Origin of the sequence: Flagellimonas maritima, from assembly GCF_003269425.1 — a bacterium.
Classification (GTDB): Bacteria; Bacteroidota; Bacteroidia; order Flavobacteriales; family Flavobacteriaceae; genus Flagellimonas; species Flagellimonas maritima.
The window spans coordinates 3134422-3155253 of record NZ_CP030104.1 but is presented as its reverse complement, the minus strand read 5'-3'; the positions used below and the strand labels follow the sequence as shown (position 1 = coordinate 3155253).

15 protein-coding genes are annotated in these 20832 nt (G+C 33.9%); 10 read left to right on the top strand and 5 right to left on the bottom strand.

What is annotated here, in order from left to right; genetic code table 11:
• The first annotated feature begins 294 nt into the window (after positions 1 to 294).
• The 3 genes from HME9304_RS13985 (at position 295) to HME9304_RS13975 (ending at position 2572) form a co-directional block, all read left to right on the top strand.
• Positions 295 to 1122, top strand: coding sequence for a phosphatase PAP2 family protein (locus HME9304_RS13985; RefSeq protein ID WP_239023287.1), 828 nt, complete (start codon positions 295 to 297; stop codon positions 1120 to 1122).
• 87 nt (positions 1123 to 1209) lie between these two features.
• The gene (locus tag HME9304_RS13980; protein ID WP_112379171.1) at positions 1210 to 1779 is read left to right on the top strand and encodes a phosphatase PAP2 family protein; all 570 of its coding nucleotides are present in this window, start codon (positions 1210 to 1212) and stop codon (positions 1777 to 1779) included.
• A 49-nt stretch (positions 1780 to 1828) separates the two neighbouring features.
• Positions 1829 to 2572, top strand: a complete 744-nt coding sequence (locus tag HME9304_RS13975; RefSeq protein WP_112379170.1) for a tyrosine-protein phosphatase — start codon at positions 1829 to 1831, stop codon at positions 2570 to 2572.
• Between the two features lie 54 nt (positions 2573 to 2626).
• Here HME9304_RS13975 and HME9304_RS13970 read toward each other — a convergent pair whose 3' ends face one another.
• Genes HME9304_RS13970 through HME9304_RS13955 form a run of 4 tightly spaced genes read right to left on the bottom strand, consistent with a single transcriptional unit; the run spans position 2627 to position 8883 of the window.
• Positions 2627 to 4993, bottom strand: a complete 2367-nt coding sequence (locus HME9304_RS13970; RefSeq protein WP_112379169.1) for a GumC family protein — start codon at positions 4991 to 4993, stop codon at positions 2627 to 2629.
• A 47-nt stretch (positions 4994 to 5040) separates the two neighbouring features.
• On the bottom strand, positions 5041 to 5832 hold the full coding sequence (locus tag HME9304_RS13965) for a polysaccharide biosynthesis/export family protein (RefSeq protein WP_112379168.1): 792 nt from the start codon (positions 5830 to 5832) through the stop codon (positions 5041 to 5043).
• Positions 5833 to 5860: 28 nt separating this feature from the next.
• The gene (locus tag HME9304_RS13960) at positions 5861 to 7798 is read right to left on the bottom strand and encodes a polysaccharide biosynthesis protein (protein ID WP_112379167.1); all 1938 of its coding nucleotides are present in this window, start codon (positions 7796 to 7798) and stop codon (positions 5861 to 5863) included.
• Positions 7798 to 8883 carry a DegT/DnrJ/EryC1/StrS family aminotransferase gene (locus tag HME9304_RS13955; RefSeq protein ID WP_112379166.1) on the bottom strand — a complete coding sequence of 362 codons (1086 nt, stop codon included), beginning with the start codon at positions 8881 to 8883 and terminating at the stop codon, positions 7798 to 7800. The genes HME9304_RS13960 and HME9304_RS13955 overlap by 1 nt, the downstream gene beginning before the upstream one ends.
• Positions 8884 to 9434: 551 nt before the next feature.
• Between HME9304_RS13955 and HME9304_RS13950 the strand changes: the two genes are divergently transcribed.
• The 6 genes from HME9304_RS13950 to HME9304_RS13925 all read left to right on the top strand — a co-directional run bounded on the left by HME9304_RS13950 (position 9435) and on the right by HME9304_RS13925 (position 16704).
• Entirely contained in the window at positions 9435 to 10451 is a 1017-nt protein-coding gene (locus tag HME9304_RS13950; RefSeq protein ID WP_112379165.1) for an NAD-dependent epimerase, read from the top strand.
• A 218-nt stretch (positions 10452 to 10669) separates the two neighbouring features.
• On the top strand, positions 10670 to 11668 hold the full coding sequence (locus tag HME9304_RS13945) for an SDR family oxidoreductase (protein WP_112379164.1): 999 nt from the start codon (positions 10670 to 10672) through the stop codon (positions 11666 to 11668).
• Between the two features lie 7 nt (positions 11669 to 11675).
• Positions 11676 to 13004, top strand: a complete 1329-nt coding sequence (locus HME9304_RS13940; protein ID WP_112379163.1) for a UDP-glucose dehydrogenase family protein — start codon at positions 11676 to 11678, stop codon at positions 13002 to 13004.
• A 2-nt stretch (positions 13005 to 13006) separates the two neighbouring features.
• Positions 13007 to 14287: a nucleotide sugar dehydrogenase gene (locus HME9304_RS13935; RefSeq protein ID WP_112379162.1), complete on the top strand. Its 1281-nt coding sequence runs from the start codon at positions 13007 to 13009 to the stop codon at positions 14285 to 14287.
• A 401-nt stretch (positions 14288 to 14688) separates the two neighbouring features.
• Positions 14689 to 15561, top strand: coding sequence for a glycosyltransferase family 2 protein (locus tag HME9304_RS13930; RefSeq protein ID WP_112379161.1), 873 nt, complete (start codon positions 14689 to 14691; stop codon positions 15559 to 15561).
• A gap of 33 nt (positions 15562 to 15594) precedes the next feature.
• Positions 15595 to 16704, top strand: coding sequence for an EpsG family protein (locus tag HME9304_RS13925; RefSeq protein ID WP_112379160.1), 1110 nt, complete (start codon positions 15595 to 15597; stop codon positions 16702 to 16704).
• 457 nt (positions 16705 to 17161) lie between these two features.
• Here HME9304_RS13925 and HME9304_RS13920 read toward each other — a convergent pair whose 3' ends face one another.
• A complete protein-coding gene (locus tag HME9304_RS13920; protein WP_112379159.1) occupies positions 17162 to 18283 on the bottom strand; it encodes a glycosyltransferase family 1 protein in 1122 nt (373 codons plus the stop codon).
• 325 nt (positions 18284 to 18608) lie between these two features.
• Here HME9304_RS13920 and HME9304_RS13915 point away from each other — a divergent pair, with 325 nt between their 5' ends.
• Positions 18609 to 20534, top strand: coding sequence for a right-handed parallel beta-helix repeat-containing protein (locus HME9304_RS13915; RefSeq protein ID WP_112379158.1), 1926 nt, complete (start codon positions 18609 to 18611; stop codon positions 20532 to 20534).
• The last annotated feature ends 298 nt before the right edge of the window (positions 20535 to 20832 follow it).

The window sequence follows — 20832 nt, the reverse complement described above, 5'->3', positions numbered from 1 at the left end:
TTATACGAATAATACATCACGTGCAAGTTCTTTTTTACCCAAACATATAAGGACTCATATATTTTTCCCATTTATTTACAGACTGCCTCTCTTTGGTTAAATTTTCATCTCTTGTTTTTATAGCCCACTAGAAAACTTAAGATTTTTTAGGTGAGCACAAAATCTGCAATTTTCAAATTATAGCAAGAAGTTTAAGTGTATTTTCCAGATAAAAATATGTGAAGTCAATTATATTTGTCAATTAAAAAATAAACATTGATTTCAAGCCTTTCTATTATTGTTAAAAATTCATTTTTGGTTTTTTTCATCATTTTTTTTTCGCTTCAAATTCATGGACAAGAGAAAAATGGTTTGGATTCATTTAAGAAAACTACCTGGCAGCTATTCAAACACGATATAGAAAGCGTTTTTGGAGGTATAGGATACTCATATTCCAGACCATTGCATTGGAAAGGTGAACAATGGAAAACATTTGGAGCAGTTTCGGCCGGGACGGGCTTACTTTATTTGTTTGATGAGCAAACTTCTGAATTTGCAAGAAATCAAAAAGAGGGAATTCCACTTTTTATTCGTAAGTACGGTTCTGAAATTGGCAAACCCGAAAATAACTATATACTTACCAGTGGTGTTTATCTGACGGGATTGTTTACCAAAAATGAAAAGCTGAGACGTACAGGTGTTCTTTTGCTCGCTTCAGCTTCTTCAGCTGGCTTTCTACAACAAGTGACCAAATCTTTTGTTGGGAGGGCACGCCCCGTTAGCGGAAAAGGTAAAGATACTTTTGATCCCTTTAATCCAAGCAGAAATTTTCATTCATTTCCTTCAGGGCATGCCATATTGGCTTTCACAAATGCATATGCGATTGCTAAGCAATTCAAGGATCCCTGGCTTAAGACGGGTATTTATGTTGTTGGTCTTGTGCCCGGCGTATCAAGACTATGGGATGGACAACATTGGCTTACCGATGTTGCATTGGGAGTTGCCATAAGTATTTTTACGGTAGAATCCATAGACCGCTACCTTGATAAGCGCTATAATGAGAAATACAATGACCAATTAAAAAAGGTCAGTTGGAGCATGAATTTTGGACCTGGCCAAATAGGGTTTACGGCACATTTTTAGTAATGCCATTTTTCTGTTGATTATATTAAAGATGATACTTTTGTTTTCGTTTTCGGAGTGAAAATAATACATAATCAATATGGGATTATGCTTGAAGAAATTATAAGAATCGATAAAGAACTTTTTTTGTTCTTAAACGGATTGGGGAGACCTTTCTGGGACGGTTTTTGGGCATATCTTTCCCGTACCCTGAGTCTTATTACAATTCCAATTTATGCCTTTGTACTCTTTTGTTCCTTCAGAGCTTTTGGATTGAAAAAGATGGCAGTGATGATAGCTGCAATAGCACTGGCCCTTATTTGTACGGAGCAATTATCTATATTTTTTAAAAGCGGTATTGGTAGATTAAGACCTTGCCATGATGAAGATATCAATAGTGTAGTTCGATTAGTGAATAATCATTGTGGTGGGAGGTTTGGTTTTTTTTCGGCGCATGCAGCAAATTCATTTGCTTTAGCCAGCTTTTTTAGTGTAATTTTTATGAAAAAAAATAAATGGATGGGATTTTTCTTAATTACATGGGCGCTATTGGTTAGTTATAGCCGTATCTATCTGGGCGTTCATTTTCCACTTGATGTTTTAACAGGAATTGTTTTAGGTATATTTTTTGGCGGGCTCTTTGCAAACCTCTTTAAAAAAATCAAAATAAAATCTTAAGTATTCTCAAAGAACGCTATGGCATATCTTTGCAAACCAAACATTTAATATGTTCAGTTTTTTCCATAAAAAAATTTTTTTGGTAGACCACATTCATGGTCTAGTGGATATGCACAATCATATTCTCCCAGGTATTGATGATGGGGCTAAAAATGTTGAGGATTCAATAAAATTAATTAAAGGATTTTCAGGATTTGGGGTCACAAATTTTATCTGTACCCCCCATATTATGCATCACTATTATCCGAACACCCCTGTAAGCATTGAGAAATCATATACACTTTTAAAAAAGGAATTGTTGCATCAAAATTTGGATGAAATATCAATTGATACCGCTGCGGAACATATGATTGACGATAATTTTGAGAAAATTCTCGAAGAGGGCAATACAATGAGACTGAAAAAAGATTTTTTACTTGTTGAAATGTCCTATCTGCAACCACCCATCAATTTTGAAACTTCAATAGAAAAGACAAAATCAAAGGGAATTCATCCTGTTTTGGCACATCCAGAGCGCTATGCCTACCTGCACAAAAAAATGGATAGGTATTACGATTATAAAAAGAATGCCAATATATTTTTTCAGTTAAATATGTTGTCTTTGAGTAATTATTATGGGAAGCAAATTAAAAAAACGGCGCTTAAGCTTTTGGATGAAGGCCTTTACGATTTTATCTCCAGCGATGTCCATAACCTTAAACATCTGGAATATATAAAATCAATAAATCTGGACAAGAAAAGACTTGATACTATTTTACATTTAATAAACAATACGATAATCACATTTGCTTAATAACATAATTTTTACAATAGCATTGGTCTTTTGTTCATAGTGTTATGAATACTTTTAAAATTTCCACCATTTTTTAAGTTGTTTACTGTACCCGTACCCATACTTGCCCCCATAACCCAGATCAGAAGCTTTTACATTATTAACTACGAATGAAAGATTATTAAGCTTTCCTTCATTTTTGAGCTTTAATGGAAATTCCAATACTCTATTCTCTGTAACACCTGCTTTAGTTACATAAATAATCTGGCTTGCATGCTCACTTATCAATAAAGTATCGGTAACTACCATTAATGGTGCAGTATCCACAATCACGTAATCGTAAATTTTTGATACCTCGTCCAAGAGTTTGCCGACACGATCGCTCATAAGGAGTTCTGCAGGATTTGGTGGTATTTTACCTGAATAAATAATGTCTATGGTATTTTCATGTACAAGCATAGGAGTAATTACATCCTTAGAGGTGAGTTCATCGTTAATAAGATATTCGGTGAGACCAACTTCTTTAATCCTTCTAGGTTTGTTAATTGCATCTGATTCAACACCAGAGAAAAATTTGTATAATTTTGGATTTCTTATATCAGCACCGATTAAAAGCACCTTTTTATTTGTACTGGCGAGTACCATGGATAAATTGGAAGAAAGAAAGGTTTTACCTTCACCGGATATACTTGATGTGACAAAAATCAAGTTCTTTTTATCAATTTTTTTGTTTGAAGCGATTATATAATCCAAGTTGGTTCTCAGAATGCGTAAAGATTCTGCCAATACAGACCTATCCTTATTGTATATCAACTTATTTTCTTTTTTGGACAATTTCGGTAGCTCTGCAAGGACGGGTACATCACCTACCAATTTCTCTACATCCAATTTATTATGGACCTTATCATCCAATAATTCCCCAGCATAAATAACTACAAAAGGAACAAAAAGACCGACTAAAAAAGCTACAGAATAAATTATACTTTTTTCTGGAGATACAGGCGCGGAACTTTCGCTGTATGCACTATCTATAACTCTGGATTTAGGAGCTGCTGAAGCAAATGCAATTTGTGATTCTTCACGTTTTTGGAGCAAATAAAGGTATAATTGTTCTGTTGTCTGCTGTTTTCTGGTGATATCCCTTAAAGCACGCTCATTGCCCGGTGCGGAATAAATTCTAGAATTAATCTGAGATCTTCGAACATTGAGATTATTCAATTGCAATCCCAAATTATTGGTCATACTACTAAGACTGGATTGCATATTTCGTTTTAATCCATCCAGCTGTTCATCTAAATTTACAATGATTGGATTTTTCTCGTTGGAACTTTTTAGTAAGCGTTTGCGCTCAAGAACCAACTCGTTGTACTTGGCTGATATATTACCAATTGTTGGGTCAGATAATCCAATATTGGACGGTAATACCTCATAACCCTGCTGATTGTCCACAATATCTTTCATAGAGGAGGCAATATTGAGCTGCGTATTCGTATTTTGCAATTCCTGTTGGTTTGTAGCACCAACGGTCAAGTTTATATTGGATTCTGAAGCAATATCGGTAAGGCCCCTATCCGTTTTAAAATCCTCTGCCGACTGGTCTACATTTGAAAGACTGGAAGAAATATCCGTAATTCTATTGTTTATAAAATCCGATGTCCTATTAGCTATTGTCCTTTTATCCTCTACAGCGTTTTGATTATATAGAAATATTAAACTATTAATTATATCCTGTGCTTTCTGCTGAATGTTATCTTGTAATGTAATATCAATTATAGTAGAAGCATTTTCCGCAGGAAAAATATTAATTCTTTTTAGATAATCCTGGGCTACATAATGAATTGGAGTTATGCTTATTCTAAATTTTCTTCCTATATAGTCGTCTATCCGTTCCAAGTTAGGGGTAATTACTAGTCCCCCAAGCTTGGTGTTTATTTTTTTTCCAAATGAAAATGCCCGATCAGGTCCTTCCTCACTATCTGAGAATGATAACGAGTTTTCTGAATTAATAGTTATATAGAATTGTGCATTTGAATTATGTATTACAGAATCCGGTTCTATGAAATTAAGATTAAATGGCGTAACCCCATAAATTTCAGAATCCAATAAATTGCCTAAAAGAACTATTTTGACATTCAATTTAAGTGATTTAACTATTTCAATGAAGTTAGATCTTGATTTTACCGTTTGTATCTCATCCTCTACTGGATTGGAACTACCGGCAAATACATCTAAATCTTGAAATACACTAAGCTCAGGAGTTGAGCTTTGGCTGTCAAGTATTTGTACCTTTGCTTGTGCAGAATATTGAGGCGTTGAATATCTTATAATCATAAAAGCAATTCCTAAGGTTATAAACAAAGAGAGTATAAACCATTTCCATTGTTTTGTATAATTGCTTAATAAGCTTTTTAAATCAATTCCTTTAGACGAATTGTTTTCCATATTATTACGTTAATCTGAATATAAGATAGAGGTCTTTAAGTTTTAGCTTAGTTTCTTGTAATTAGAATAACACTTGTAGTTACAAGTAGAGAAACTATCGATATCGCAATTGTTACCCTACTGTCCAAGCTGGAAGATGAAACAGCAGAATTATTGGGCTCAACATATACAACATCATTTTGAGTAAGATAATAGACCGGGGATTTCATAGCATTTTTACTTGTCAAATCAATTCTGTTGTAGACCTTGGTCCCATCAAAATCCCTAATGACCAGAATGTTTCCCCTAAGACCCCTGATTGTCAAATCTCCTGCAAGTCCCAAAGCTTCCAAAATAGTAATCTGTTCGCCTGTAACCGGATAGGTGCCGGGGCGCTGAACCTCCCCTAGAACGGTTACCGTAAAATTCAATATTCGAATATTGATTATGGGATCCTTTAAGTATTCAGAGAGTAAATTTCTTAATTTTACACGTAATTCTTCTTGAGAAAGACCTTCTACCTTGACCTTGCCCAAAACGGGAAAATCGATTTCTCCGTCTTTGTCCACTAGGTAACTTACTTGCTGTCCCCCACCTATACCAGGGTTGGAACCTGCATCTTGGGAAACACCTACCACAAGATTAAATGGAGCACTTGCTTCTGGATTCAATGTAGAAACATGAATACTTATCAAATCATCCACTTTAAATTTAGGAGAGAATGCATTATCACTTACCAAAGTTTCAAAATTACCCGCATCTTGAAAATAAATTATGTCTTGTCGTGAAGCACAAGAAGACAATAACATTATGACTGTTACTAATGGAAATATCCAACTATTACTGTTTTTTTTACGCATGTGTTTAGTTTAATTGCTTGAGTAACGTTTAAGAATGCAAAATTTCATCGTTCTGACGTTTGTGAACGATTTTGACGCTCTTATCCTCGTCCAATTTACAAAGCTCAGAATTATTCGAGATATATTCCGGCACAATTTTCTTCATCAAAGGAACCGTATTTTCCTTAAAGAACATATTCGCGACACAAAGTTCATCTATATAAGACTGTACTTGTGCATAATTTAGCTCTCTTACCTTGCTTATCATTATTTTCTTATGATATGTTGGCAATGTGTTCTCGCCATTGGCCAAAAGCTCTTCGTATAGTTTTTCGCCAGGTCGTAAACCTGTAATTTTGATATCAATATCTTCAGGATAGCGTAGACCAGATAATTTAATCATATTCTTGGCCAAATTAAAAATCTTTACAGATTCTCCCATATCAAATAAAAATATCTCACCGCCATCCCCCATGGCACCAGCCTCCAAAACTAATTGTGAAGCTTCTGGAATCGTCATGAAAAAACGCGTAACATTTTTATCCGTAACGGTAAGCGGTCCTCCTTTTTCTATTTGTTTTTTAAACAACGGTATTACTGAGCCGTTTGAACCTAGAACATTTCCAAAACGCGTTGTTATAAACTTGGTCTTGCTTTTCTGTTGCATGCAACTGATGTACATTTCTGCAATACGTTTGGTGGCTCCCATAACATTGGTAGGATTAACAGCCTTATCAGTAGACACAAATACAAATTTGTCAACGTTATAGTTTGAGGACAAATCAGCTAAAGCCTTGGTTCCCGCAACATTTATTTTTATAGCTTCATATGAATTGTATTCCATTAAAGGAACGTGCTTATATGCAGCAGCATGAAAAACCAGATTGGGGCGATATTCCTGAAAAATATGGTTCATTCTATTTTTATCCCGAATATCTCCGACAATGGCAACAAAATTATGGAACCCATTTTGTTTCAGTTCTTGTTGTAAATCGTACAACGCAGATTCAGCCTGGTCTACCACAATTAACGATTTGTAACTGTATTTGCAAATTTGTCTTACCAGCTCACTACCAATAGATCCTGCTCCGCCACTGACCAAAATTACCTTGTCATCAAGCTCGGTAGGTATTTTAGAGTTATCGATATTTATTGTGGCCCTATCCAAAAGATCTTCAATTTGAATTTGCTTGATTTGGGAAATTTTCAATTCGCCATTTATCCAATCTTCAACTGGGGGAACAATTTTTACCAATACTGGAAAATCGACGAGGCTTTCCACCAATTTCCTTAACTCTTTATGATCAATATTTTGAATTGAAAATATTACTTCGGATATATCTTTGCTCTGTATAAAGCTTTTAGTAAGTATTTCGCTCCCAAATACTTTTACACCATTAATATGTTTACCTACCTTTTGTTTATCGCCATCAACATAGCCCACGACCTTAACGCTTTTGGTAGTATGGTTGGTAATAGCGCTATAGGTTAGTATTCCGGATTCACCGGCACCATAAATAATGACGTTTTTAGAGGCCTTGAATTTATTTATCAAATTGTAATAAAGACTTTTAAACAAGAACCTTGAAGCGGTAAGCGATACAAATCCAATCAAACTATGGATTATAATTATTGACAAGGGAATAGTAAAATCGTCCAAAAAATTCATTTGCCTGTTGATAATGACCATAAAAATTGATAGGACACTTGATAGACAAATAGCGTTGAATAGATTATATACGTCCCTTACCCCAGTATGCCTGACCACACCCTTATATGATCCTGTAACGAGAAAGGAAATAAAAGCCATCCCTATTATGAAGGGAAGTTGTACAAACAACTTATTTACATCAAAATTCAGGGTTAAGTTGAATCTGATAAAATAAGATAGCACAAAGGCAATACCGACAATTAAAAGATCAATGCACAGCACGATCCATTTTGACGAATGTCTAAAGATTGTTTTGGTCAAGTATTTTTCTAACATTATAGGGCTTTTTTTAAGGTATAGACTATTCTGTCTAAATCTTCAGAATTTAAATTGGAACCGCTCGGAAGACAAAGTCCTCGCTCAAATAATTCTTCTGAAGTACCATTCGTAAAATTTGGGGAATTTTTAAAAATCGGTTGTAAATGTAGAGGTTTCCAAAGTGGTCTTGATTCTATATCTTCCTCAAGTAAACCTAAACGTATTTTTTCCCGTATTTCAAAAGAAGGGGTCAAGATACAACTGAGCCATCTATTGGAATAGAAACCGTTAGGCTCTTCCAGAAACTTTAATTCCTGTAAATGACCAAGATTGTTTCTATAAAAATCAAAATTATTTCTTCTAGCACTTACTCGATTGTCCAGTACTTCCATTTGTCCGCAACCTATGCCAGCTAAAACGTTGCTCATTCTGTAATTGAATCCCACTTCTGAATGCTGATAATGAGGTGCGTCGTCTCTTGATTGTGTAGCAAAGAAAACTGCTTTCTTCTTTACATTAATATCATTTGTAATCAAAGCACCACCACCCGAGGTCGTAATAATCTTATTTCCGTTGAATGATAGAATTCCGATATCACCAAAATTTCCACATTTTTTATTTTTGTACGAGCTACCTAATGCTTCAGCACTGTCCTCTATGACAGGTATTTCATATTTTTTGGAAATTTTGGTTATCTCATCTACCATATATGGCATACCATATAAGTGAACCGCAATAATGGCTTTTGGTTTTTTCCCCAACGCTGTCCTATCAACAATTGCTTTCTCCAACAACTCAGGGGATATATTCCAGGTAAGGTTTTCGCTATCTACAAATACTGGTGTTGCACCCAAATAAAGAATCGGGTTCGCCGAAGCTGAAAATGTGAAACTTTGGCAAATGACCTCATCGCCATGGGAGACACCGAGCAACTTGAGTGCCAAATGGATTGCTGCTGTACCAGAACTTAATGCCGCAACTTGTGCACCATCACCAATATACTCACCTATAGTATTTTCAAAACGATTTACAAAAGGGCCAAGGGGAGCTATCCAGTTGGTATCAAAAGCTTCCTTTACGTATTGCTGTTCACTTTCACCCATATGTGGTGATGAAAGCCATATTTTTTGGTGGGTTGAAATTTTCAATTTGGAGGTATTTATTATAGTAGTTTTAGTTTTATACTTTAAGTTCTAGTTGGGTCAGCTATTGTGTATATTTAGTTAAATGGTTATTTCAATTAGGTTTGGTAAATAAGTAATTCATGTAAAATTAGTTCTAAAACAGTTGGAGAAATGTATATTTCGCTCAATGCATTAAATAATCGGTCAACTGCCCTACTAAAATCAATACTCGGCTAAAATACAGAAAATATGAAGTTTTAGCTGGTATTCTGATGCCTCAAAAAATAGCTTCCAATTACTCGTTAGATTATATTTTCAAAATGTACAAGTCCATTTAAATACTTCATATTCAATATATTGAAATACTAATTAAGCAATCAAACTTTGGCACTCAATTTAAGAAAACAATCTTTAAAGAATAGTGCTCTTCTACTATTATTATTTGTTAGTAAATCAAAATTCCAAAAGTATATTTAAAAATTTTTATTGTTTTTTCGCATCGCAAAAAAAGTTTTGTTGAAATTTGAAATATGAAAATACTGGTTACAGGTGCTGCTGGTTTTATAGGATTTTATGTTGCTAAAAATCTAGCGGAAAAGGGACACACGGTCGTTGGTCTTGATTCCATTAATGATTATTATGACACAGACCTAAAGTACGCTCGCTTAAAAGAGCTTGGCATCGATAAAAAAAAGGCTGAATTGTTCAAAAATATCATTGCTAGTGATGTTTTTGGAGCGTCTTTCAAATTTATCCGCTTGCAGCTGGAAGACAGGGTTGAACTCCCTAAATTATTCAAATCTGAAAAATTTGATGTAGTTTGTAATCTTGCTGCACAAGCTGGCGTGAGATATAGTCTTGAAAATCCAGAAGCATACGTTGACAGTAATATAGTTGGTTTTTTAAATATTTTGGAATGCGTCAGAAACTACAAAATAAAACATTTAGTATATGCCAGTAGTTCCAGTGTATACGGACTCAATGAAAAAATTCCTTTTGAGACTACTGACAATGTAGATAATCCAATTAGCCTTTATGCTGCAACAAAAAAGAGCAATGAACTCATGGCACACACCTACAGCCACTTGTATGGTTTTACTACTACGGGACTTCGCTTTTTTACGGTATATGGGCCATGGGGCCGTCCAGATATGGCCATGTTTTTATTTACCGAGGCAATAGTCAAGGGTGATCCAATAAAGGTTTTTAACGAAGGTAAAATGGAAAGGGATTTTACCTATATAAATGATATTGCCGAAGGTGTAGTCAGAATTATAGAAAAAAATATTGAACACCGGCCTAGATACAAAGTTTACAATATTGGCAATAACAATTCTGTACCGCTTTTGGATTTTATCGCTAACATCGAGAACGAACTTGGAACGAAAGCAACAAAACAATTATTGCCCATGCAACCAGGGGATGTAAAAAAAACCTGGGCCAATGTGGACGAACTTATGAAAGACTATGAATATCGCCCAAATACGCCAATATCAAAAGGCGTGAAAGCCTTTATAAAATGGTATCTTTCTTACTACGATATATAGAGTTCAAGAATACTGCTTTCTACTTAATGGGACTATATACGAACAAATTAAAAAAATCTTTTTGGTCTTGGATTCATAATGAAATTTAGTGCCGTAAAATGTGAACAGAAACTAAAATTTAACCCAGATGTTCGTTTCATCGGATTTAAAGGAACTTGATATAAAATTAAGTCCGTTTTCATAACTTTTATTCATCTTTGCGCGAGAAAAATCAATCCATGAAAATAAATGCTTTAGGTCTAAATCCCAATTATAAAATTTTAGTTACCGGAGGTGCAGGATTTATAGGATCTAATCTATGTGAATCCTTATTGGAAAATGGAAATAGCGTAAGTTGCTTGGATAACTTTGCTACAGGAAAAAGGTCTAATATATCCCATTTACTTTCCAATGGGAACTTTACCTTATTAGAAGGTGATATAAGAAAATTGGAAGACTGTAAAAAAGCATGTGAGAATATAGATTATGTATTGCATCAAGCCGCTTTGGGTTCGGTTCCAAGATCGATCAATGACCCAATAACCAGTAACGATGTAAATGTTTCTGGATTCCTAAATATGTTGGTAGCAGCTAGAGATGCAAACGTCAAACGGTTTATTTATGCAGCAAGCTCATCAACGTATGGAGATTCCGAAAGCATGCCCAAAGTCGAGAGTAACATAGGGAAACCACTTTCCCCGTATGCAATTACCAAATACGTTAATGAACTCTATGCTGACATTTTTGCCAAGACCTATGGTTTGGAAACAATAGGTTTGCGCTATTTTAATGTGTTTGGCAGAAAGCAAGACCCAAATGGAGCTTATGCTGCCGTCATTCCCAAATTTGTTATGCAGTTAATGAACCATAAAGCTCCCGTAATAAATGGTGATGGATCCTTTTCACGCGATTTTACGTATATAGACAATGTTATTGAAATGAACGTGAGAGCTATATGCTGCACTTCTAAAGAAGCAGTGAATACAGTATACAATGTGGCCTATGGTGAACGCACGGATCTAAATGAACTAGTATCAATCTTGAAACAATATTTAAGTACTTTTGATCATAAAATTAATACCATAAACCCAGAGTATGGCCCAAACAGAAAAGGTGATGTACCACATTCACTGGCATCCGTTGAGAAAGCCAAAAACTTATTAGGCTATAATCCAAAATACGATATTAAAAGTGGATTACAGGAAGCCGTAAACTGGTATTGGAAAAATCTAAAATAAACTAATAATGAATTTAACCGTAATAGGGACAGGTTATGTAGGTCTAGTAAGTGGTACGTGTTTTGCTGAAATGGGCAACACGGTTACCTGTATAGATATAGACAAGGCAAAAATAGAAAGTCTTAAAAAAGGGATAATACCTATTTATGAGCCAGGTTTGGAACAAATGGTAAAACGTAATGTGGAAAATGATACACTTCGTTTTAGCACGGATCTTTCCAAACATTTGGACAAATGCGATATTGCCTTTATCGCAGTAGGTACCCCAATGGGCGAGGATGGGTCTGCAGATTTACAATATGTGCTACAGGTTGCCAAGGAAATTGGCGAAAACATGTCCCACCCTTTAATTATTGTAGATAAATCCACAGTTCCTGTTGGCACCGCAGATAAGGTAAAGGAGGCTATACAATCGCAATTGGACAATCGCGATGCCAAGATTCAATTCAATGTAGTTTCCAATCCAGAATTCTTAAAAGAAGGAGATGCCATCAGTGATTTTATGAAACCGGACCGTGTGGTCATTGGTTCTGATGATGAAGAGGCCACTGAAAAAATGAGAACGTTGTACGCGCCATTTTTTAGGAGCAGTCTTGACAGGTTGATTACCATGGATGTTCGCTCCGCGGAAATGACAAAATACGTTGCAAACGCTATGCTGGCAACTAAAATATCATTTATGAACGAGGTAGCCAATATCTGTGAACTTGTTGGTGCGGATGTGAACAAGGTGAGAATTGGAATTGGTTCCGATAGTAGAATTGGCTATAGTTTTATTTATCCAGGTAGTGGTTATGGTGGTTCATGTTTCCCAAAAGACGTAAAGGCCTTAAAGAAAACTGCCGAGGAGAATGGGTATATTCCAAACTTGATCAAAGCCGTTGAGGATGTTAACGATAAACAAAAATTGGTTATTGCCAATAAAGTAATAGCCAAATATGGTGAAGATCTCTCTGGTAAAGTCTTTGCAGTTTGGGGATTGGCATTTAAACCGGAAACAGATGATATGCGTGAAGCTCCAGCAATATATATCATAAAAGAATTGGTGAAAAGAGGAGCAAAAGTTCAAGCTTATGACCCAAAAGCCATGGAAGAGGCCCAACACTTCTATTTAAAAGATATGAATGATGTTTCATATCATAATTCAAAGTACGATGTACTTCAAAATGCCGATGCCTTAATTCTATTGACCGAATGGAAAGAGTTCAGGTCGCCTGATTTTGAAGAGCTTAAAAAACAATTAAATAAGCCCATAGTTTTTGATGGACGAAACCAGTACAATCATTCACGTATGCTCAAAAATGGTTTTGAATATTTCCAAATTGGCAAAAAATAATTATGAATCCAGATAAAATTGCAGTAATAGGCCTTGGCTATGTTGGCTTGCCGTTAGCCCGGTTGTTTGCCACCAAATATCCCGTAATAGGTTTCGATATCAATCAACATAGAATAAATGAGTTACAGTCCGGAACAGATAGCACGCTTGAGGTTGATGATTCAGTTTTACAAGAAGTTCTTCGCGATTCACCTCATATGGAAATAGGGCTGTTTTGTACAGATGACTTGAATTTGATCGCGGATTGCAATTATTATGTTGTTACCGTTCCAACACCGGTCGATAAAAACAACAGACCGGATTTGACCCCGCTCTACAAGTCTAGCGAAACCGTTGGCAAGGTTCTTAAAAAGGGGGATATTGTTATCTACGAATCTACTGTGTACCCAGGTGTTACGGAAGAGGAATGTATCCCTGTATTGGAGAAAGTAAGCGGCTTAAAGTTTAATGAGGATTTTTATGCCGGTTACTCCCCAGAAAGAATAAATCCCGGTGACAAAGAACATACCGTAGAGAAAATACTAAAGGTTACCTCGGGGTCAACCCCTGAAATAGGAAAAAAAGTTGATGAATTATACGCATCGGTTATTACCGCAGGGACACATTTGGCGCCAACCATTAAAGTTGCTGAGGCTGCAAAGGTCATTGAAAATTCGCAGCGTGATATAAACATTGCTTTCGTCAACGAGTTGGCAAAGATTTTTAACCTTATGGAAATCGATACCCATGCCGTGCTTGAAGCTGCCGGTACTAAGTGGAATTTTCTTCCATTTAAGCCAGGACTCGTAGGCGGTCATTGTATTGGTGTGGACCCCTACTATTTAGCACAAAGGGCGCAAGAGTTTGGGTACCATCCAGAAATTATTTTGGCTGGAAGAAGATTAAATGACAGCATGGGCAAATATGTGGCCTCCGAAGTCATTAAGCTTATGGTTCAGAACGACTTAAAAATTAAAGCTGCGAAAGTGTTGGTTCTGGGCATCACTTTTAAGGAGAACTGTCCCGATGTTCGCAATACCCGAGCAATAGATGTAATACGTCAACTTAAAGACTATGGTACGGATGTTACGGTTTACGATCCGTGGGCAAACCCTAAAGAAGTTACCCATGAATATAGGCTTGACATTGTACAAGATGTTCCCAATGAAAAATTTGATGCCATTGTCCTAACCGTTGCGCACAAGGCATATGAAAAATTGGAACTTGGGTCCTATTTAAATTCCGATGGGGTAATCTATGATGTAAAAGGTGTGCTTACTGAGAAAATTGCTCAACGGCTTTAGATTGTATATCGTGAACTCTTAATTAGTGAATTATCCTTTTCATACTGATGAATCAGCATTCTATATAATTGTCAACTAGTTCTGTATATCCGTTTCTTTGTATGAACAAAACTTTAAGTGATAATATTTGTAGTATTTATTTCATCAGTTAATTCAAGATGAGATGAATTAATATTTTTTGGACTTAGTAATCTACAGATGGTTTTTCCATTATGTTGATTAAATCTTAGATTGGTTGTAATCATTTTACTATATGACAACAAATATCTTTAAAAACTGAACAATTATGTGATGTGATTCAGTGGTTGGGAGTAAGTCCAAAATGTACACATAAGTAATTGGACAACGTTAATAGATCAAGCTCTTAGAATATCTTGAGTAATTTGATATAATTTGATGTAATGAATAAAGCACCATTAGTTTCTATTGGAATACCATTTTATAATTCAGATTCGTATTTAAAGTTTGCGATTAATTCAGTTATTATGCAAACGTATTCTAATTGGGAATTATTTTTATTAAATGATGGAAGCACTGACAATTCTGTCAACATAGCATCTTCTTTTGAGCAGGAGGATGCTCGTATTACCTTGATTAACGATACCCGTAACAAAGGATTGCCTGCACGACTTAATCAACTTTCCGAACTAGCAAATGGACAATATTATTGTCGAATGGATGCGGATGACATCATGCATCCCAAAAGAATAGAGGTTCAAGTAAATCATCTATTGGAAAATCCGAAAATCGATTTACTTGGAACTAAAGTAATTGCTATCGACAATGAGAATAAAATTATAGGTCTGAGAAAAGGATTGACCAAAAAAAAATACACTTTAAACCATGTTGCTCATAGTGGATGGTGTGCCCATCCTACTATTATAGGCAAAACAAGTTGGTTTAAAGATAATAAATATGACGTATCCTTAAAAAGATCACAGGACTATGATTTGTGGATAAGAACTGTAATAAAAAGTAACTTTATAAATTTAGAAAATCCTTATCTATACTATAGGGAAGCTAGTACCCCTACGCTCAAGAAGTATTGCAAAGCAACACTTTATAAATTAAAAATTTTCTATAAAAACAAACGCATATTAGGTCAGTGGACAAGTTTTGCTCTATCTATTAAAAGTATGTTGAAGGTTTTAGTGTATATATTTTATTGGCTTCTTGGTCAAACTAATGGACTTATCAAAAAAAGATCTGTTTCTTTGAATCCTGACCAACTATATATACATCAAAAAATATTAAAAAAAATTATAACATTATAGTGAAGTTTTTATTTTAATAAACTCCATCCTTATATGAAATTTCTTTTTGAAGGATTCACTGAGCAGCACTATGTTTTGCTTTTTAAGTACATACTTGTTTTCCTTATTGTCGTGGGGTCACTAATACTAAGGAGCTTAGAATACAAGAAACTTGTTTTTTTAAGAAATGATCGTAATTTATTAATAATATTCTGTGTTTTTATAATTATCTTTTCTGGCACCCGAGGCTATAGAATTGGAACAGATACTTATAACTACTATATGTTTTATTACATTAAAGGTTTGGGTATCACTAATATTTTCACTTTTTTATCATATTTCAAATCGGATTTCTTATTCGAGGTTCTCGCATATATAACCTTTCAATTTAAAAACTATACCGTTTTTTTAATGGCTGTTTCAATCATTATCAATGGATGTTTGTATATGTTTGTGAGAAAGTTTACAGACTTTGGTAATGCGGGCAGCAGCTTATTGTTTTTTTTAACAATAGCAAGTTCATTTTCTTTCTTATCTATTGAAATCAACATTATTAGAAATGGTCTTTCTATTGGATTCGTTCTTTTAGGCCTGTATTATTTGGATAAGAAATTTTTCAAAAAATGTATTATCTTCTTTATAATCGGGTATTTGTTCCATAGAACTGCTGTAATTCCCATATTTATAGCATTTAGCGCATATTTTGGCTGGAAAGTACAGCTCAAGTATTATTTGGCACTTTATCTATTGTTTATAGGTTTGTCATTCGTTGGTTTTGGATTTGATAAAATTTCAATTTTATCAAGTATTAGCGGAGAAGATTTTAAAAGATTGGCTTTTCAAGGTGAAACGACATATAGGATTGGATTTCGTTATGATTTTGTGTTGTATAATTCTTTTTTTCTTTTTCTATTTATAAAATTCAGTGACTTAAAAAATAGAACGGACCTTTTCTTCATAAGATTTTACATACTTGCTTCTATTGTTTTTTTCATGAATTTTAATATTCCTTTTTCAGATAGAATTGGGCTTTACAGTTGGATTATAATTCCTATTTTACTTTTTAACACAATTAAGAATTCATTTCCTAAAAAACAATTGTATTACTCGAGTTTGGCAGCTCTATTCTATTGTATCCTAAATCATTTTATTTTGTTTTCTTGATAATTGATTGAACTCAATATTAGAAAAAAATGGTGTAATTATCGAGCTTTCTACTAAATTTCATATTTCCACAGTTTTCGAATAGTTAAAAAGCTACCATTATCCATACAAAATGAGTCAAAATTGGTCAAGTTTCACGTTTCAAATGTTTTGACCATTATTAACTGTGTAGCTTAAAATTATACTTTATTAATGAGATTTGTTTAATTGATACATGAAAGGATCATAAAAAAAATATAATACAATTTATCAATCACTTAATTTGTAAAAATCACCAAAATAATTGATTCATACTTTCAATGTTAATAAAGAAAATTTAATTTATAAAGAGGCTACAATCAGAAAAAATATAGTAATCAGAGAAGAGGCTAATTTTAAACTTCTAATTATAAAAGTAAATAAAATCCTGATAACTGAAGATTTAATAAAATATAGCTAAATCTTTTTTTTATTCAATTCAAAAAAATTTATCACCTTGACCATACAAGTTCTCTAATCTTTCAACGCTAACATTAATATCAAAGCCCTCAGCAATAAAGGTTTGTCTAATTTCATCTTGAGTTGGTTTTTTCGACTCTGTAAGTTGCACAATTTTTTCAAACCAAGTATTAAAATTATCTTCTAAGTCAGAGAACTGTACTAGACCCAAATTCAAATCTACTTCTTTAGAGATATTAGAAGATATTAAAGCTGGCATTCCAGTAGCTTGCGATTCTACAAGTACGACTGGAAAGCCCTCATGGATAGATGGCATGATCATCAAATCGGAATTCGACATTATTTGTTGAATATCTTCTCGTACTCCAAGGAGCGTGACGAGTCCACTTACATCTAAACTATTAATTTTTTTTATTAAATCTCCTTTTAAAGGTCCATCACCAACAATGAAAAAATGTATATCTACATTTTTATCTTTTAAATATTTGGCAAAATCAATTGTAAAAATGTGATTTTTAACAGGATTTAATCTACCAACTTGACATACAATAATTGTATTGCTGTTCAGCTTATATAACTCTCTCAAGTCAGGTACAATAGTTGTTTGAGTCGAAAATTTTTTTAAATCAACTGCATTTGGCAGTAAAATTATATTTTTTGAGTACGGAAATAAAAACTCGCCAGCTTGTTTTCCACATGCTATAAAATGTGTGGCAAGTTTTGATATAAGAAGCCGAGAAACTCTTTGATATACTCTTCCACTCCATTTTTTACTATTCACATCACTTGTGTTATGGGAATGTGCAATTCTAAAATCAATTCCAGCCAAGTAACCAGCTAATAAGTGAAAAAAATTGCTGAATAACTGATGACAATGAATAGCATAAAATGGATGTTCTTTTTTAATTAGCCTTTTAATTTTAATGGTTCTGCTTATTGGATTTTTAGAATTTTTTTCACTTATTCTAAAAATACGTCCTCCAAGCTGTTCTATTTCTTGATCATAATCACATTTTTCTTCAGTAAAATACAAGAAATCAAATTGGTATTTTTCCCGATTTATCTTTCTATAAAGATTCATGATCATGGTTTCAGCACCCGCACGATTCATTCCGCCAACTACGTGTAAAATTCTATTCATCAAAATTAATAAGTAAATGGAAAATATATTAAAAGTCTGTCCGATTCGTCATAAACACAAAATTGTATTTGCGATTGAAATACGAAGTAAAACTAATATTTGGCATAATAAAAACTTATTCGATAGGGAATGAAATTTATCGATAAAACCAAAATCTTTTAAAATAATACTTTCTTGTGCATTTCATCGATTTTTTTGTTAAAAACTGTTAACTAAGAAGTCTAAAAAAATATACAATCCGTAAAACAACTGTAGTTCATCGAAAAAGTATGCGCTTTACCGATTAAAAAAATAATAAATTTTAAATTGCACAAAACCCCAAACTATGAATTTTTACCGATTTAAACCTACTTCAAAAATCCTTTTGTCAATACCTAAACTCACTTTAAATTACAAAACAACGTTTTGTATTTTATTTTTAAATGTATTTATCTTTTCCTCGTGTTCTGCAGAAGATGTTTTTTTAGATGCAATCCTGGAAAAATCTTCTGAAGATCAGGAAGATTCGGGCAATGATGAAAATGATGAGGATACAAATAGTGAAGATGAGAACCGGGATTCTTTTAAACCAGACACAGAAGTGGTAGATTGTGATTCGACTTTCTTTGATATTGAGGCTAATTCCACACTTTTAGTTAATTGTAACTTTGATTTAAAGGGAGCACATATAAAATTACCAACGAATATCAGCTTATTATTTGAAGGAGGGTCTATTTACAATGGCGCCTTAACCTTTAATGGAGGTGTTATTTCAGGTGAATTACTTAATACAGACTTAGAGATTGATGGCCAAGTAAGTTTGGAAAATTCCGAATTTACATTTGATAAGAATAAGTGGAACATTAAAGAAGGAAAGGTTTCCGACGATACCGCCTTCAATAACTTGAACTCCATTAAAGACGCGATTGCTTTGGTTGAACGTCTAAACGGCGATACATTTGAAATTGATGAAATTGATGCCTATTTTGACGTTTCCAGAAAAGAAAAATGGCATGAGGAAAAGGCATCTATAGCTATACCATCAGATTTTCACTTTAAAATGGGGAGTAGTTGTACGCTGAGGGTACAACCCAATGAAGAACCTGGTTACGCTTTATTGTATATTAAAAAAAGAAAAAACGTGGTAATATCAGGTGGTAAACTAGTCGGTGATAGATTTTCCCATGATTATTCGTCAGGTGGTGCTCATGATTGGGGTCATACTATGGTCATCGACGGGGTACATAATATCACTGTCGATGGTGTTGAAATGAGAGAGGGAGCTTCTGATGGTCTCGTAATCGAGGGAGTAAGGGATCGAAATCGGGATGGATCATTAGTTGATGGTGGGCAAGAATCTTATAATGTCATTATAAAGAATAGTCTATTTGATAATAATAGGCGTAATAATATAGCTATTGTAGATGGAACCAAGATTTATATAGAGCAAAATACTATTCGAAATGCAGGTAGTGGAGTTCCTGATCAAGGATTTCCTAGCTCAAATGGTACTTCACCGAGGGCGGGTATTGACATTGAGTCTAGAAAGTATAATTATCCTGACGGCAATTCCTTAGGCCATACAGAGAAAACTGAGGATGTTCACATTAGAAATAATAATTTTTCTGATAATTACGGAGCGGATGTGGCATTGTTTAACAATGAAAAAACTTATGTTTATGAAAACACTTTTCATGGTACAATTTCATCTGCATATTCTTTCAATTGTAAAATTTATGACAATACTTTTATTAATGATCAGGAACTTTCTGGAACCAAAGCCATCAGTTTTGAACCTAGATATTGGGCAAATGGTGAACACCGAACCACGAACTTTGAAATATATAACAACAGTATAGAGGGTTACCAATTTGGAATTGTGCTTGGAGGACAAGATAATTATGTACACAACAATATACTGACTAATAACCAGAGAGGAATTATTTTATTGAACTCCGTGAGCAATAGATTTGAGAATAATGATGTGTCTAGTTCGCTACCAAATTCTTATGGTTATTTTACTTTTTCCTCAAATAATTCCTTAAAAGATATCACAATCAAAAATAGCAATGTTGACGTTGAATATTTTGGCTTATTTTTTAGTAATGATAACGAGGGTGAAAGTGGTGAAATTCTTATAGATAATCTTAATTTTGATAATAATATTTCCTTAAGAAATGCTCACGGCATTACAATTAAAAATTCTTCCTATAATAATATAAGTATTACCGATTGTCAGCCTATATTGATTAATAATGTGAGCAGGCAATAGGTTAATACCCTTAGCCTATTTATAAATCATTTAATAGAGCCATAAATATTTATGGCTCTATGTACAATAGTGCATAATTGCAATATATTATAGTGTATGCATATTTTTAAGTGATTTAAATTTCTTATTTGAAATGAAGCCACTTTTTAAAATCCAACATATTTATTGAACCAATGATACCAAAAACTACATCATTCATCGAAAATTTAGAATAATTTTTCGAAGATATTATTAGTATTGAACAGGCTTACCCATTTGAAATCTTATAAATAAAAAAAAATGCCATGTTTACCATAAG

Coding starts and splice junctions, on each gene's coding strand:
- HME9304_RS13915 (WP_112379158.1), top strand. CDS start 18,609: ATGAATTTTTACCGATTTAAACCTACTTCAAAAATCCTTTTGTCAATA.
- HME9304_RS13920 (WP_112379159.1), bottom strand. CDS start 18,283: ATGAATAGAATTTTACACGTAGTTGGCGGAATGAATCGTGCGGGTGCT.
- HME9304_RS13950 (WP_112379165.1), top strand. CDS start 9,435: ATGAAAATACTGGTTACAGGTGCTGCTGGTTTTATAGGATTTTATGTT.
- HME9304_RS13945 (WP_112379164.1), top strand. CDS start 10,670: ATGAAAATAAATGCTTTAGGTCTAAATCCCAATTATAAAATTTTAGTT.
- HME9304_RS13960 (WP_112379167.1), bottom strand. CDS start 7,798: ATGTTAGAAAAATACTTGACCAAAACAATCTTTAGACATTCGTCAAAA.
- HME9304_RS13935 (WP_112379162.1), top strand. CDS start 13,007: ATGAATCCAGATAAAATTGCAGTAATAGGCCTTGGCTATGTTGGCTTG.
- HME9304_RS13930 (WP_112379161.1), top strand. CDS start 14,689: ATGAATAAAGCACCATTAGTTTCTATTGGAATACCATTTTATAATTCA.
- HME9304_RS13980 (WP_112379171.1), top strand. CDS start 1,210: ATGCTTGAAGAAATTATAAGAATCGATAAAGAACTTTTTTTGTTCTTA.
- HME9304_RS13970 (WP_112379169.1), bottom strand. CDS start 4,993: ATGGAAAACAATTCGTCTAAAGGAATTGATTTAAAAAGCTTATTAAGC.
- HME9304_RS13975 (WP_112379170.1), top strand. CDS start 1,829: ATGTTCAGTTTTTTCCATAAAAAAATTTTTTTGGTAGACCACATTCAT.
- HME9304_RS13940 (WP_112379163.1), top strand. CDS start 11,676: ATGAATTTAACCGTAATAGGGACAGGTTATGTAGGTCTAGTAAGTGGT.
- HME9304_RS13925 (WP_112379160.1), top strand. CDS start 15,595: ATGAAATTTCTTTTTGAAGGATTCACTGAGCAGCACTATGTTTTGCTT.
- HME9304_RS13965 (WP_112379168.1), bottom strand. CDS start 5,832: ATGCGTAAAAAAAACAGTAATAGTTGGATATTTCCATTAGTAACAGTC.
- HME9304_RS13955 (WP_112379166.1), bottom strand. CDS start 8,883: ATGGGTGAAAGTGAACAGCAATACGTAAAGGAAGCTTTTGATACCAAC.